Here is a 15,059-nt window from a genome sequence, read left to right as displayed (position 1 = left end):
TTGACTGGACAGCTATTTTTCCCACAGCTTATCAGGCTACGAATCAAGACATCCAAAGCCTCGGTTTACCGGACTGCAATCTGCCAACGGGATAAAAGAATAAAAAAAGAGTTCAAAGTTTGGGTGCTGAAAACCTTAAACTCTGAACTCTGAATCAAATTAGTTTTGGTCTACAGCAAGTCTTGCATTAAGAAATGGTAGATCCGTTGGCTGTGCCCTCATGTGGGTGAAGCAATTTCAGCTTTCCATCCTTGTCTTCTGCCATGAGGATCATTCCTTCTGAGTCGATTCCCATCATTTTTCTTGGTGCCAAGTTGATCAGCATGACGATTTGCTTTCCGATCAAAAATTCCGGCTCGAAGTGTTCCGCCACCCCGCTCAATACGGTACGATAGCCAAGACCAATATCCACTTTCAGCTTGAGGAGCTTTTTGGATTTCGGCATTCGCTCCGCTTCGAGGACGGTAACCACACGCATATCCAGCTTGGCAAAGTCATCGTAGGTGATCAGCTCCTTCATGGGAGTCACAGGTGCATTGGCTGCTTCGTTCATTTTCTTGGCATCAAGGAGTTTTTGTACTTGTTTTTCTACCGTTTCGTCTTCGATCTTTTCGAAAAGAAGACCCATCGTGCCCAATGCCCGATTGGCTTGGATCAGATTTCTGTTTCCTGCCTGAGACCATTTTCCTCCTTCCATTCCGAAGAGGTCGAAAAGCTTTTTGGCAGTATGTGGGAGGAAAGGTTCAGAAACAATCGCGAGATTGGCGGCGATATTTAAAGCAATATTCAAAATCGTTTTGGTGCGAGGCTCGTCGGTTTTGATTTCTTTCCAAGGCTCTGTATCTGCCAGGTATTTATTACCCATTCGTGCCAAATCCATCACGAGGGAGAGGGCCTCCCGGAATCGGTAGCGCTCCAATGAGGTAGCAATTTTCTCAGGAAAAGCTTCCAGCTCTTTCAATACTTCCTGATCAATTCCTCTCAACTCACCTCTTTCGGGGACAATTCCGCTGAAGAACTTTTGCGTCAGTACCACGGCACGATTGACAAAGTTTCCATAAATAGCAACCAATTCAGAGTTGTTTCGGCCCTGAAAATCCTTCCAGGTGAAATCATTGTCCTTGGTCTCAGGGGCATTGGCAGTCAGCACGTAGCGGAGTACATCCTGCTTGCCCGGAAATTCATGCAAATACTCATGAAGCCACACTGCCCAATTGCGGGAAGTGGAGATTTTATCTCCTTCCAAATTCAGAAACTCGTTGGCAGGCACATTTTCCGGAAGCACGTAGCCTCCGTGTGTTTTCAGGATGGCCGGGAAAATGATGCAGTGAAAGACGATGTTGTCCTTACCGATAAAGTGCACCAACTTGGTATCCTGATCTTTCCAATAGGGTTGCCAGTCAATTCCTTTTTCTGCTGCCCACTCTTTGGTAGAAGAAATGTATCCAATAGGCGCATCAAACCATACATAGAGCACTTTGCCCTGGGCATCATTCAAAGGCACCGGAATTCCCCAGTCCAAATCTCGGGTCATGGAACGGGCCTGAAGACCGTCTCCTGCTTCCAACCAAGAACGACACTGACCGAGCACGTTGTTTTTCCAGTCATCCGCATGGTCTTCGAGGATCCACTTTTTCAGGAAATCCTGATAGCGCGCCAAATCCAGGAACCAGTGCTTGGTTTCCTTTAGCACGGGTGTTCTTCCGCTTAGCTTGGATTTTGGATTGATCAATTCGGTCGGACTGAGCGCAGTACCGCACTTTTCACACTGATCTCCGTAGGCGTGTTCGTTTCCACACTTGGGACAGGTTCCTTCGATGTATCGATCTGCCAAAAATTGTCCTGCCTCTTCGTCATAATATTGCTCGGTAGTCTGCTCGAGAAATTCACCCTTCTGGTACAAATCCGTGAAGAAGCCCTGAGCAGTCTCATGATGAATCTTGGCAGAGGTCCTGGAATAGTGATCAAAGCTGATTCCAAATTCCTGGAAGCTATGCTTCATCATCTGATGGTAGTGGTCAACTACCTGCTGGGGAGTTTTGCCCTCTTTGGCTGCCTTGATGGTAATGGCTACGCCATGCTCATCCGAACCGCAGATAAAAGCAACGTCGCGTCCCTGAGAACGAAGGTAGCGTACGTAGATGTCGGCAGGTACGTAGCACCCTGCAAGGTGACCGATATGCAGCGGCCCATTGGCATAGGGAAGCGCCGAGGTAATGGTGTATCGTTTGAAATTTTTATTTCTCATGTTTAATTAGATGGAAGATCGGAGACAGAAGACCGAAGAGGACCTTACTCTGACCACTAAAATTGGCTCCAAAGATAGAGAAATCGACCGAAGGAGAGGCTAGGCGTTGATAAATTCATTGCGGGCTTCCTCGGTCAGAATGCCATTGTAAATGATGCTGATGGCTTGATCATAGATATCCGATGGAGGAATCTTCATTCCTTTTTGAATGGCTTCGGGAAACTGACCATAAAACTTCGGGTCCAAGAGTGACTGCACGGCCGCTGCGTAGAGCATCACGATGAGACTGACATTGATTCTGGGATTGACCAATCCCTGAGCGATCCCTTGCTCGATGAGCTTAGCGAAGCGTGAGTAAGCTGACTCATTGATGTACTCGGTCATGGCTGTCCAGATCTCTGGGGCATGCTCTCTCAGATCTTCGAAAAGTTCAGGATTAATCGGTGCCAAATGTGTGGCAATCACGGTGAGGGAAGATTTGAGCTTGAGTGGAAAAGAAAGGTGACGGTTATCCAGAATTGCCTCCACTTTTGCGGTCATCTTGGTTTTGAGCACTTCAAAGGAAGCGGCGAGCAAATCCAGCTTTCCCGGAAAATACTTATACAGCGTCTTTTTACTCATTCCCAAATCCAGGGCAATATCGTCCATGGTGGTCTGCCGATAGCCCTTTTGGAGGAAATGCCGATAGGCGACATCCAGTATTTTTCCTTCTAATCCCAGTTTTTTACTCATAGTGGGGCAAAGATAATCAAGGCATCGGGTTGTCATGTTTTCCGCTGAAGCTGTTGTCGGAGTTGTCTCGTTGTCACAGTTTACGCTGATGCTTTTGGTTGAAAATCTTACCGTCAGTGTTGTCTGGTTGTCCGCTAAAGCTGTTGTCGGAGTTGTCTCGTTGTCACAGTTTACGCTGTTGCTATTGGTTGAAAATCTTGTCGTCAGTGTTTTCCGCTAAAGCTGTTGTCGGAGTTGTCTCGTTATCAACGAACCTTTACCACTTAATCACTTGAGAACATTACAACTGTAAAACGCGAAGCACACAACTTGATAATCCTACAACCTAGACAACTGGACAACCTTGACAACCACAAAACTTGGACAACCCGACAACGCGAAGCAGACAACCCGACAACCTCCAACAACGCGAAAAAGACATCCCTCAAAAAGCTATTCCCCAATTTTCAAATCCAAGCCTCATTCGGTTAACTTTACCCCACCTAATTTTTACCACCCATGACTCACGCTGAAGCTGCCGCACGGATTGCCCAACTGACCAAAGAGATCAATCACCACAATCATCTGTATTATCAGGAAAGCAGGATTGAGATATCGGATTATGAGTTTGACCAATTGCTGGAAGAACTGGTGCGTCTGGAGCACGAGTATCCCGATCTGCTAAAAAGCGACAGCCCAAGTCAACGGGTGGGTGGCACGATCACCAAGGAATTTCAGACCGTAGAGCATGAATACCGCATGCTTTCTTTGGGGAACACCTATACCATCGAAGAATTGAAAGCATTTGACGAGCGGGTGATCAAAGGTCTCGGACATCAGAATTACGAGTATTTCTGCGAACTGAAATTTGACGGAGTGGCTATCTCTTTGGTCTATGAAAACGGCCAACTCGTGCGTGCTGTCACCCGAGGTGACGGTACCAAAGGAGACGACGTCACGGCCAACGTGAAAACCATTCGAAATATCCCTTTGAGCATCAAAGCGGCCAATGTTCCGGCCAAGTTTGAGGTTCGGGGCGAGATCTTTTTACCCCTCAAAGAATTTGAAAAAATCAACGCGGAACGGGAATCCAACGGAGAGGCGCTGATGGCCAACCCGCGAAATGCAGCCTCTGGCACCCTCAAAATGCAGGACAGCAGCGTAGTGGCCAAGCGAAGACTGAACTGCTATTTCTACCAACTCTTGGGTGAAAACATCGGTGTTTCCAAGCACGATGAAGCCATCCACCTGATCGAAAGCTGGGGATTCAATGTGTCTCCCACCTACAAAAAAGCCAGAAGTATCGAGGGAGTTCTTGCCTACATCGAAGATTGGAGAGAAAAGCGATATCTCTTACCACTGGATACCGACGGAGTCGTATTGAAAATTAATGATTACGATCAACGGGAAGAGCTGGGATTTACGGCCAAAACTCCCCGCTGGGCCATCGCCTACAAATACAAAGCAGAAAGTGCAGAGACCGAATTGCTGTCCATTACCTACCAAGTAGGTCGGACTGGAGCGATCACTCCTGTAGCCAACTTGGCACCGGTTCAATTAGCCGGTACTACCGTGAAGCGGGCCTCCCTTCACAATGCCAATGAAATCGAGCGCCTGGACATTCATGAGCGAGATTTTGTCTTTGTGGAAAAAGGAGGGGAAATCATCCCAAAAATCACGGCCGTCAACCCTGACAGAAGAAAACATGGCGCTCCGCGCATTCACTACATCACCACCTGTCCTGAATGTGGCAGCAAACTGATGCGAAAAGAAGGGGAAGCCAAACACTACTGCCCCAATGCCGCGGGTTGCCCACCTCAGGTCTTGGGTAGGATCGAGCACTTTGTCAGCAAGCGGGCGATGGATATCGATTCTCTCGGAACGGAGCGAATCCGGGCCTTGATTGATCAGGGATTTATCCGAAGCTATGCCGACATCTATGACTTGGACACCAAGCAGCCGCAATTGTTGGGATTGGAGATGAGCCAAGACCAATACGAACGTGAAGTGTCAGGCCTACTCTATATTTCCCTCGAAAAAGCGCTTTTTGCCCTGACGGAAGGCATTTCTTTCAAGCAGATTCAGGATTTCCTTTTGGAAAACAATCATCTTTCATTGAGGGATCGGCTTCGGGCTTTTCAGGCACAGATCAGGGTTTGGAAGAAAAAAGTGCCTGCCAATGTGGGCATGGTAGATTTTCTTCTTCAGAACCTGGATTCCCATCAGGAATTGATGAAAGTGGAAGATTATGTGCCTGTGGCGGTGGTTTTGGAAATCTTTTTGGGCAGACGGGTAGATTTTGAACGAATATTGGAAGCCAGCAAAAAACACGGGACGGTACATACCATTTTGCTGGAGCTTCAACTTACCCTTCCAGACGAAATCAACGAGCGGATCAAAAAACTCAAAGCCAACACCTTCCAAGAAGGCGTCATTTCCAATATGATGGAGGGTATTTTTGCCTCGAAAGAACAACCTTTTGAAAAGGTGCTCTTTGCCCTTGGCATCCGAAACATCGGAGAAAATACCGCTGTAATTCTGGCCAAGCATTTCGGCAGCATTGAAAAATTGCAGGCGGCAAGCACCGAACAACTCCTCGAAATCAACGGGGTGGGCGAAACTCTGGTGCACAGCATTCGGGAGTTTTTTGCGCAGCCGGAAAACCTGGAAAACATCAACAGACTGAAGGCGCAAGGACTCAAATTTGAGATCGAGCAGCGCGAATCCACCCAACTGGGAAATGCGCTGGCAGGTAAGCGAATCCTGGCGTCGGGCAAACTTCAGAATTTCAAGCGGGACGAGATTGTGGACTTTGTACAGGCCCACGGGGGACAATACATTTCTTCCGTTTCCAAAAACCTAGACTTCATCATCGAAGGGGAAGAAATGGGGCCAAGCAAAAAGGAAAAAGCCCAAAAGCTGGGAATTCCGCTGATTTCGGAGGAGGAGTTTTTGAGGCTGGTGAACGGGTAAGAAAATAGAAGCAAGAGGCAAGACGTAAGTATCAAGATACCAGACACAAGTATCAAGAACTAAGGAAGACCAAAACTTTTCCAAAGTTCCAAACTTTGGAAAAGTTGTCAAATTACTGAACCAATCTATGATTTAGGAGATCGTGAGTGGGGATACTCGCTCTAGCAGTAGAATGGAATTCAACATTCATTATTCGAGGTTCGCTATTCAACATTAAAAATTTTGAATAGCGAATATCGAACTTCGAACTTCGAATGTGGAATTAAATCATGCAGATTAAACCTTGGTCACCAGCACCTTATCTATGCGCTGACCATCCTTATCTACGACCTCAAGCTTGAGATTTTGGACAATCACCGAATCTCCCACATTGGGAATGTAGGCGCTTTTGTACAGGATCAATCCAGCCAGTGTGGTAAAGCTTTTGCTTTTGGGAGAGATCTCCAGGTCAAAATACTTTTCAAAATCGATGATCGAATACTGCCCGTCCACCAGCCAAGAATCTTCATCCCGCTGAACGATCTGATATTCATTTTGATCAAGTTCGGTGGAGTCACCAACCAAGGCATCCACCACGTCGTCCATGGTCACAATCCCCACCGTGACTCCATACTCATCAATGACCAATCCGTAGTGTAATTTCTTGGCTTTGAATAGTTCCAGAGCTTGATAGGCAAACATGCTTTCATTCAAAAAAAGTGGGGTTTTCGCGATTTTTCGCAGGTCAAACCCTTCCTGAAGCCGGGCATCAAACAGATCTTTGACTAACACAATCCCGACGATATCATCCAGGTCCCCGTCTTTGCACAAGGGGTAGGCGGAATGCTTCTCTTTGCTGATCTTCTGTCTGACAATTTCCTCCGTGTCTTCTACATCGAAGAATACCAACTCCCCTCGATGAGTCAGCAAGGTGTTGATTCTCCGGTCTCCCAGTTCAAACACCCGCTCCACAATGTCCTGCTCGATATCCATGATCTCCCCTCCTTCTGCACTTTCTTTGATCAGTGCTTTTAGCTCTTCCTCAGAAATCTTACTTTCAGAGGTCCTCTTGATTCCAAAAACCCAAAGCAAAAAATCGTTGGAAACCGACAGAAGCCAAACAAATGGACTGGTGATTTTGGATAGCAGCATCATCGGCTTGGACACGATTAAGGCAATCGACTCGGGAAAAGTCATTCCCAATCGCTTTGGAAACAATTCCCCTAAGACAATGGATAGGTAGGTAATCACCAATACCACCAAGCCCACCGCCAAAGTATTGGAATAGGGTGCCAAAAAAGGCACCTTTTGTATCATCAGATTGAGGTCATCGGTAAGATTTTCCCCACCATACACCCCCAGCATGACACCAATGAGGGTGATACCGATTTGGACGGTGGACAAGAGTTTGGTGGGGTTTTCAGACAGCTCCAATGCCGCCTTAGCCCCGGATTTGCCCTGTTTTTTAAAACTTTCCAACTTAAACTTCCTGGAAGAAACCAGAGAGAGTTCGGACATGGCAAAGATGCCGTTTAGCAAAACAAGAAGAAGGATAATCAGGATTTCCACGGGTTGGTCTATTGGAAGCGAACCCTGAATTTAGACTAAAAAAGCAATCTGTTTTTCATGAAATCAAAAACCTTTTAAAATATCATGTTCAACCCAAAAGCTTCCGACTTTTAGACCCAAGAAATTATCATTTCTTATTATCCGTTTCTTTATCAATAATTCAAAGTGACCTCAACATCGCTCCTCCACCGAGTTTGAAGCTTTTCCGGGAAGGGAAGGAAACCAATAATCGATCAAAACCCACTTTAAACGCACTAAACCCATATTTTTCTTTGAACGGCCCTGAAAAACCAGGGAAGCCCGTATCTTTGCAGCCCTATCAAATCTAAAACCATGAACGCATTCAAAGGCACCGGAGTCGCACTGATTACTCCTTTTCATGACGATCACAGCATTGACTTCGACAGTCTCAAGCGCTTGATCGACCATGTAGTTTCGGGCGGGGTGGATTACTTGGTGGTCCTTGGCACCACCGGTGAAGCTGCCACCTTGACTTCCGCCGAGAAAAAACAGGTGTTGAAAGCCTGCCTGGAATACAATGACGGCCGGGTTCCGGTGATGCTGGGAATCGGTGGCAACAACACCCAAGCGGTATTGGATGAGATCGAATCCACGGATTTTTACGGAGTGGCGGCTATCCTTTCAGTCAGTCCCTATTACAATAAGCCCAGTCAAGCCGGGATCATCGCCCACTACACCGCGATCGCGGACGCATCTCCTGTGCCGGTGGTACTTTATAATATTCCTGGCCGTACCATGTCCAATATGAGTGCTGCCACCACCCTGAAACTTTCCCATCACCCCAATATCATCGGGATGAAGGAGGCCAGCGGAAATCTTGAGCAATGCATGCAAATCGCCGCTGGAATGCCTAAGGATTTTCTTTTGCTCTCAGGCGATGATCTGATGACCAAGGCCCTGATGAGTGTAGGCGGGAGCGGTGTCATCTCCGTACTTGCCAATGCATTTCCTTTGACGTTCAAGACCCTCACTCACGGAGATCACTCCTCCGCATTGGAAGCGACTTTTTCATTGCTGGAATTGAACTCACTCATGTATTTGGAAGGCAATCCGGTGGGCATCAAAAACTTGCTTCTGCACATGGGAATCATCAGCAGTGACCAAGTCAGACTGCCTATGCTTCGTGCAAGCTTGGAACTCAGCAATCAGATCAAAGCGGCTTACCAAAAGTAAATCGGATGAATCCGCTATCCATCTCCCAACTCACTGAAAAAATCAAGCTCGTTCTTGAAAGTGAACTTGAGCCGGTGTATTGGGTAGTGGGAGAAATGGCTGACTTCAGAGTAGCTCCTCAGGGACACGCTTACTTTGAGCTGGTGGAAAAGCAGGGAAATCAGGTTTTGGCCAAAATCAAGGCCAACCTCTGGCAATTTAACTACCGCTCGGTTGCTGCCAAATTTGAAAATATCACCGGAACCTCTCTCAAAAATGGGATGAAAGTCCTGGCCCAGATCTCGGTGGGCTTTCACTCTGTGTATGGGATGAGCATCAATGTGAAGGACATCGATCCCTCCTTCTCCCTGGGCGAGCGGGCAAGGCTCCGGCAGGAAACCATCGATCGGCTGACCCGAGAGGGATTGATTCGGCTAAATGGCAGATTTGAACTCCCTCCTGTGGTGCAACGAATCGCAGTGATCTCCAGCGCTACCGCTGCGGGATACGGGGACTTTGTCAATCAACTGGAAAATAATCCCTACGGCTATCAGGTTTACCATCAGCTATTCAACTCACTAATGCAGGGAAATGAAGCGGTTTCAAGCTTGATTTTTGCCCTTGAGCAGGTAGAGAGTCAGATTACCCAGCAAGGCCTAGAGGCAGTGGTTATTATCCGGGGAGGAGGCGCCCAATTGGACCTTGACTGCTTTGATGATTACCGATTGGGGGCAAAAATCGCCAATTTCCCATTGCCAGTTTTTACCGGAATAGGGCACGAAAGAGACGAAACCGTAGCGGATTTGGTGGCGCATACCCGGCTAAAAACCCCCACAGCCGTAGCGGAGTTTCTACTTTCCGGATTCCGGGAGTTTGAAGAGAATCTTGGACTAATTCTTCAGCGCCTGGATCGGACTACCCAATTCCGAATCAAGGAAGAGGACAGTAAAATCCAGCACTTTTCCCTCCGCACCAAGGCTTTGGCAGTACACAGGCTTTCTTTGGAAAGTGAAAGAGTCAAAACCTTGGGAAGACAAACCGAACAAGCCTGCCGAAACTTGATTCGAATGGAATCAATAGCTTTGGATAGTCTGGAGAAAAACCTAAAGAAAACTTTGGGTCGATTTGTGGAAGTTCAGGCAGGCAAGCTGGATCATTTGGAACAGGTCATCAAACAAATGGACCCTGAAGTCCTGTTGAAAAAAGGCTACACCCGAACAGAATCTCAAGGAAAACCAGTTCATCTGGTAAACCTCTCTCCAGGTGATACCTTGCTTACCCATACTTTTGCCCAAAAAATCAGCAGCACCATTACCCAAATTGAAGAAAAATGAGTGAAATGACCTACACCCAAGCCATGCAACGCCTTGAGTCGATTCTTAGCCAATTGGAAGAAGGCAACAAAACGGTAGACGAACTCTCCGACTTGGTCAAAGAAGCGGCTGAATTGGTAAAACTCTGCAGATTGAAGCTTAGAAGTACCGAAAGTGACATCCAAAAAGCGTTCGAAGGAGCCTAAAGCAGGGCTTTCATTACTATTTACTCAATTCCAATTTCGGCTATGGCATATTTGTTGTCTAATCTGACGGTAAAAGAATGCAAACCCTTTGTTGGAAAACTTATCCCATGAAGTCATTATTGGTCTTTCTTACTTTCTTTTGCTTTCTCTGGAAGGAAAATCCTATCCAAGCTCAGAATTTTTATAAAGAGCGGATTTCAAGAGACAATGTTTTTAGCATTGGAGTTGGGCCTTCTTTTGCCTATTTGGACAACGGAGGGCAATACAGGGATTTTAATTTTGCAATCAAGCCTTCAGTTTCATTTGGATTGACCAAAAAACTTAGCCCATTGGCCGAACTTCGAACGACGGCAGGAGCACAATGGATCAGCAGCGGCGGAAACCCTTCCTTTGTGATAAGAGATAGATGGTATTTTGACAATGCTTCCTTTACGGCAAAGGGGCAGGCCTTTTATTTCGATATGATGCCCAGCTTTTATCTGATTCCCTTCTCCAATCACATGTACAGAAGTAAATTCAACCTGTATGGAGGAGCCGGACTCGGAGTGATGCAGATTACCACCCAACAAACTAAATCCTTCAATCCTGAAGAAGAACCCACCAAACAGTCCATAACAACAGGATATGTGCCCGTTAGGGCAGGATTGAGTTACAAACTTGGTCCATACTCAGACATTGCCGGAGAGGGGACAATGCTTTGGACATTTTCTGACAATTTGGATGGAAACGTAGGGAATAACCGTTACGGAGATCACCTTTTCCAGGCTCAAATTGTGTTTAGAAGGTATTTTGTCCCCAAGCCAAGGGAATAGAGATAAAAGTTCAACTTCCGTAGTTACAATTTTACCGAATCAGGATTTCCCATCACCTGTAAATATTTTCTCTCAATAGTGATGAGCATATTTTGGTAAATCCCGGGAATACGGATGAGGAAATAATCCTTATTCCCTTTTTCAATGCACTCTCCTACCATATCCTGAAGAGGTCCACCCATCACTTTGACTTTTTCCCCGGGCTCGATATCAGAGCCATCCGTTTCCACCGCCACGCCCGTAGTGACTACCCTCTGAATCATCTCCAATTCTTCATCACGGATGGTCGCATGTTGACCGGAGAAATGAACAAACTTAACCGCACCGGGTACTTGTAGGCATTCCCACAGTTGATTACGGTGGGTTTTGACAAATACATATCCATTAAAAAGTGGCCTCTGAACCTTTTTCTTTCGGTCGGACCATTGCCTCAATTCCTCAACAATAGGTAGGTAAACTTCCCAACCACGTTCTTTTAATCGATCTGCGACTTTCTTCTCCGAACGTGACGCGGTATACATCACATACCATTTTAATTCATGCATCTCTCAAAGTATTTGGGAAGGCGAAAATACTAAATGGAAGTTTGTAATCCACCCAAAAAAGCAAAAACCCCCGAAGCAACGCTCCGGAGGTTTTTTCAAAAAAAACCACCAACCTTAATCAATCATGCTTTGATCTTTCGAATTCTCATGGCGAGCTTATCCGCCAGCAAATACATGACTGGTACGATCACTAACGTAATGAGCGTGGCAAAGGTTAGCCCAAATATTACAGTCCATGCCATAGGACCCCAGAATGCTGCATTATCCCCACCTACATAAAACTGAGGATCAAAATCGCTAAGGAGTGTGCTGAAATTAATGTTCATCCCAATGGCTAGTGGTATCAATCCCAACACAGTGGTGATCGCCGTAAGCAAAACAGGACGAAGACGGGTTTTGCCTGATTCGATAATACTTCCAAGCAGGTCATTGTATTCCAGAAACTCTCCCGCTTTAATTCCTTTTTCCTCCCGCTTTCTGGCTCTCACCAAATCGGTATAGTCAATCAATACAATGGCATTGTTTACTACTACCCCTGCCAAGGAAATGATCCCGATACCTGTCATGATCACCACAAAGTCCATGTTGAAAATGACCAAGCCCAAGAATACCCCTATGGTACTGAACAATACTGAGGTCATAATAATAAACGGACTGATCACGGAGTTGAACTGGGCCACAATGATCAGGAAGATCAGAGACACTGCGATTCCCAAGGCTCTCAAGAGGAAGGCCTGTGATTTAGCCTGCTCTTCCTGTTCACCGGTATATTTTACGGTAATCCCCTCAGGCACTTCGTAGTTAGCCATCAAATCCTTGATCTGAGTGTTGATTTCAGTGGCGTTATACCCATCCAAAACATTGGAAAACAGGGTTACGGCTTTTTCCAAATCCTTTCTCTTCACCGATCCATAAGTAGATCCGTATTTGATATCGGCAACAGCTGAGATGGGCACTTCACGCTTATCTCCAAACTTATCTCTGAAGCCTATCTTCTTATTGACCAGGGTATTGATATCGTATCGAGAAGCCTCATCCAATCTTAGCTGAATAGGATAATCGTCCTCACCTTCTTTGTATTTGGATACTTCCAGTCCAAAGAGAGAAGTTCTCAGTTCAGTAGCAATCGAAGAGGTAGAAAGTCCAAATCTCCTCGCCTTCTCCCGATCAATATTCACCACTACTTCAGGACTTCCCAGAGAAAGGTCCGTCTTCAACTCTTCTAAGCCTTGGATATTGTTAGACTCCAAGTAAAGCTTGGCATCCTCCACAAAACTGATGAGTTGCTCATAGTTTTCACCCACAAACTCAATATTCACCGGATTACCTACAGGAGGTCCATTTCTTTGCTTATTGACCGTGATCAACACACCGGGATACTTGACTACCAAATCACGGATAGCCTCCATGGCATCGTTGGTATTGATACCCTGACGGAACATGTAATCCACAAAGCCGATGGTGATTTTGGCCTTGTGTGGTGTAGCCTGTGTACTAGGTCCCTCGGTAGGATCACTGGTACCTTGACCCACTTGGGTAATTACAGATTCGATGATACCACCGTAAGGTTCCAATGCCTGCATCATTTCATCTTCCATACCGTCTACAAAAGTATTGGTCGCTTCGATACTGGTACCGATAGGAAACTCCACATAAACATTCACCAATTGTGGCTGATTGTCGGGGAAGAAGAGTACTTTGGGAGCCCTGATGCCCAATAATACGATGGAGAAGATGAGTAGAAGAAAGGTGCCTCCGAAAATCAGATACGGTTTTTTTCCTTTCAAGGCATAGGTCAAGGTGGATTCATAGGCATTCTCCAATTTCACCAAAAAGACCAATTGAAACCACTTGATGGCTTTTCTAAGCAAGAACACATTAAATAGTGTCAACACGGATGCCACTAAAGAAAGGGATCCTAGAGCGGTCCAGCCCACCAGGTAAAAGATGGTTGCTATGACCAGGAAAATTCCTGCAATGATCATAAATCGTTGCTTTGGCTTTTCCTGAGTCATGTCATCGATTTTCATATACATGGCCGTCATCACTGGGTTGATCACCAAAGCCACAAATAAGGAAGAGGAAAGCACGATGATTAACGTGATAGGGAGGTATTTCATAAATTCTCCCACCACATCCTGCCAGAAAGCCAGGGGAAGGAATGCCGCCAAAGTGGTAGCTGTAGACGTGATGATCGGCCAAGCTACTTCACCCACGCCCTCTTTTGCAGCTTGAATGGCTGGCTTGCCTTCCTGCATGAGTCGGTAGATATTTTCCACGACCACAATTCCATTGTCAACCAACATCCCCAAAGCCAAGATCAAAGAGAACAACACCATCAGATTGAGGGTGATCCCGAAAGCATTGAGAATCAGGAAGGAAATAAACATAGACAAGGGGATCGCCGAGCCCACGAATAGGGCGTTTCGGAAACCCATGAAAAACATCAATACCAATACAACCAGGATAATCCCAAAGATGATGGAGTTTTCCAAGTCTGCTACCTGAGTTCGGGTCTGCTTACTTTGGTCATTGGTAATGGTGATCTCCAAATTGCTTGGGAAACGGTTAGCCTTGCTATTATCAATGATGGTTTTGATCTTATCCGCTGCGTCAAGCAAGTTTTCACCGCTTCTCTTGGTCACGTTGATGGTTACCACAGGAAGATTCTTGCTTCTGGCATAGGAAGTTCTGTCCTTAAAGGTATCCTTGATTTGGGCTACGTCTCTGAGGTAAACGATCTTTTGTTGATCGGTCTTGATGATGACGTCCAAGAGGTCCATGGGATTTGAAAATTCCCCATCCACTCGCAAGGTTCTCTCAAAATCACCTCCTTTGATGCTACCCCCGGAAATGGTCAGGTTTTCAGCCTGGATAGCTCCGGAAATATCTCCGAAACTCACTCCGACAGCCTCCATTTTGTAAGGATCCACATTGATCTGAATCTCTCTTTCTACAGTGCCGGCCAAATCTGCCTTTGAAATCTCAGGAAGCTTCTCAATCGCATCCTCAAGGTATTCCCCAAACTTCTTCAGTTCCTGCTCGGAATAGGGCCCCGAAATATTGACGTTCATGATCGGGAAGTCTGAAGTATTGACTTCCAAAACATTAGGCTCCTGATCCAGATCAGATGGCAATTCACTTTTGGCTTTATCTACGGCATCCTTTACATCCTGTATCGCTTTGGAAATCTCCACGCCGGGTGTAAACTCGATCACGATGGAAGAAAAGTCCTGCACCGACGTAGACTTGATGTCTTTCACATTATTGAGGCCTTTGAGTTCCTTCTCAATAGGACGGGTGATCAGATTTTCCATATCTACCGGTGAGTTACCGGGATAGGGAGTACCCACGTAAACCGTCGGAATGACGATTTCCGGAAAGCTTTCTTTGGGCATGGTTCGATAAGCACCCAGACCCAACACCGTAATAATAAGTGTCAAAATCACCACCGAGGTGGAATTGTCCACGCTAAAGCTGGACAACCCAAATTCACGGATGGTTTTAGATTTTTGAAAATCTGTCATGGT

At 46.2% G+C, this 15,059-nt stretch carries 10 protein-coding genes; 5 read left to right on the top strand and 5 right to left on the bottom strand.

Annotated features, from left to right (window positions below; all coding sequences use genetic code 11):
- Positions 1-187 precede the first annotated feature (187 nt).
- Together metG and DDT91_RS16740 are read right to left on the bottom strand one after the other, a co-directional pair.
- Positions 188-2,248, bottom strand: coding sequence for a methionine--tRNA ligase (gene metG, locus DDT91_RS16745; protein WP_187177344.1), 2,061 nt, complete (start codon positions 2,246-2,248; stop codon positions 188-190).
- A gap of 99 nt (positions 2,249-2,347) precedes the next feature.
- Positions 2,348-2,980, bottom strand: coding sequence for a TetR/AcrR family transcriptional regulator (locus DDT91_RS16740; RefSeq protein WP_187177343.1), 633 nt, complete (start codon positions 2,978-2,980; stop codon positions 2,348-2,350).
- A gap of 498 nt (positions 2,981-3,478) precedes the next feature.
- On the opposite strand from DDT91_RS16740, the gene ligA reads away from it, so the two are divergent.
- Positions 3,479-5,932: an NAD-dependent DNA ligase LigA gene (gene ligA, locus DDT91_RS16735; protein WP_187177342.1), complete on the top strand. Its 2,454-nt coding sequence runs from the start codon at positions 3,479-3,481 to the stop codon at positions 5,930-5,932.
- Positions 5,933-6,208: 276 nt separating this feature from the next.
- Here ligA and DDT91_RS16730 read toward each other — a convergent pair whose 3' ends face one another.
- Positions 6,209-7,480, bottom strand: a complete 1,272-nt coding sequence (locus DDT91_RS16730) for a hemolysin family protein (protein WP_187177341.1) — start codon at positions 7,478-7,480, stop codon at positions 6,209-6,211.
- Positions 7,481-7,813: 333 nt separating this feature from the next.
- Between DDT91_RS16730 and dapA the strand changes: the two genes are divergently transcribed.
- From dapA to DDT91_RS16710, 4 genes are all read left to right on the top strand, one after another.
- The gene (gene dapA / locus DDT91_RS16725) at positions 7,814-8,674 is read left to right on the top strand and encodes a 4-hydroxy-tetrahydrodipicolinate synthase (protein WP_187177340.1); all 861 of its coding nucleotides are present in this window, start codon (positions 7,814-7,816) and stop codon (positions 8,672-8,674) included.
- A 5-nt stretch (positions 8,675-8,679) separates the two neighbouring features.
- Positions 8,680-9,987, top strand: a complete 1,308-nt coding sequence (xseA, locus tag DDT91_RS16720) for an exodeoxyribonuclease VII large subunit (protein WP_187177339.1) — start codon at positions 8,680-8,682, stop codon at positions 9,985-9,987.
- Entirely contained in the window at positions 9,984-10,172 is a 189-nt protein-coding gene (xseB, locus tag DDT91_RS16715; RefSeq protein ID WP_187177338.1) for an exodeoxyribonuclease VII small subunit, read from the top strand. The genes xseA and xseB overlap by 4 nt, the downstream gene beginning before the upstream one ends.
- 107 nt (positions 10,173-10,279) lie before the next feature.
- Positions 10,280-10,984, top strand: a complete 705-nt coding sequence (locus DDT91_RS16710; RefSeq protein ID WP_187177337.1) for a hypothetical protein — start codon at positions 10,280-10,282, stop codon at positions 10,982-10,984.
- A gap of 23 nt (positions 10,985-11,007) precedes the next feature.
- Here the strand turns inward: DDT91_RS16710 and DDT91_RS16705 are convergent, their stop codons facing one another.
- Together DDT91_RS16705 and DDT91_RS16700 are read right to left on the bottom strand one after the other, a co-directional pair.
- Positions 11,008-11,529, bottom strand: a complete 522-nt coding sequence (locus DDT91_RS16705) for a UpxY family transcription antiterminator (RefSeq protein WP_187177336.1) — start codon at positions 11,527-11,529, stop codon at positions 11,008-11,010.
- Positions 11,530-11,651: 122 nt separating this feature from the next.
- Complete coding sequence (locus DDT91_RS16700; protein WP_187177335.1) at positions 11,652-15,056, bottom strand: efflux RND transporter permease subunit; 3,405 nt, start codon at positions 15,054-15,056, stop codon at positions 11,652-11,654.
- Positions 15,057-15,059 lie beyond the last annotated feature (3 nt).

The sequence above is a fragment of the Algoriphagus sp. AK58 genome (assembly GCF_014324365.1).
Classification (GTDB): Bacteria; Bacteroidota; Bacteroidia; order Cytophagales; family Cyclobacteriaceae; genus Algoriphagus.
The sequence above is the reverse complement of the archived record's forward strand: the minus strand, read 5'-3'. Positions and strand labels throughout refer to the sequence as shown.

Bases quoted from the DNA above. Each gene is read 5' to 3' on its own strand.
- metG (WP_187177344.1), bottom strand. From the start codon at position 2,248: ATGAGAAATAAAAATTTCAAACGATACACCATTACCTCGGCGCTTCCC.
- DDT91_RS16740 (WP_187177343.1), bottom strand. From the start codon at position 2,980: ATGAGTAAAAAACTGGGATTAGAAGGAAAAATACTGGATGTCGCCTAT.
- ligA (WP_187177342.1), top strand. From the start codon at position 3,479: ATGACTCACGCTGAAGCTGCCGCACGGATTGCCCAACTGACCAAAGAG.
- dapA (WP_187177340.1), top strand. From the start codon at position 7,814: ATGAACGCATTCAAAGGCACCGGAGTCGCACTGATTACTCCTTTTCAT.
- xseA (WP_187177339.1), top strand. From the start codon at position 8,680: ATGAATCCGCTATCCATCTCCCAACTCACTGAAAAAATCAAGCTCGTT.
- xseB (WP_187177338.1), top strand. From the start codon at position 9,984: ATGAGTGAAATGACCTACACCCAAGCCATGCAACGCCTTGAGTCGATT.
- DDT91_RS16710 (WP_187177337.1), top strand. From the start codon at position 10,280: ATGAAGTCATTATTGGTCTTTCTTACTTTCTTTTGCTTTCTCTGGAAG.
- DDT91_RS16705 (WP_187177336.1), bottom strand. From the start codon at position 11,529: ATGCATGAATTAAAATGGTATGTGATGTATACCGCGTCACGTTCGGAG.
- DDT91_RS16700 (WP_187177335.1), bottom strand. From the start codon at position 15,056: ATGACAGATTTTCAAAAATCTAAAACCATCCGTGAATTTGGGTTGTCC.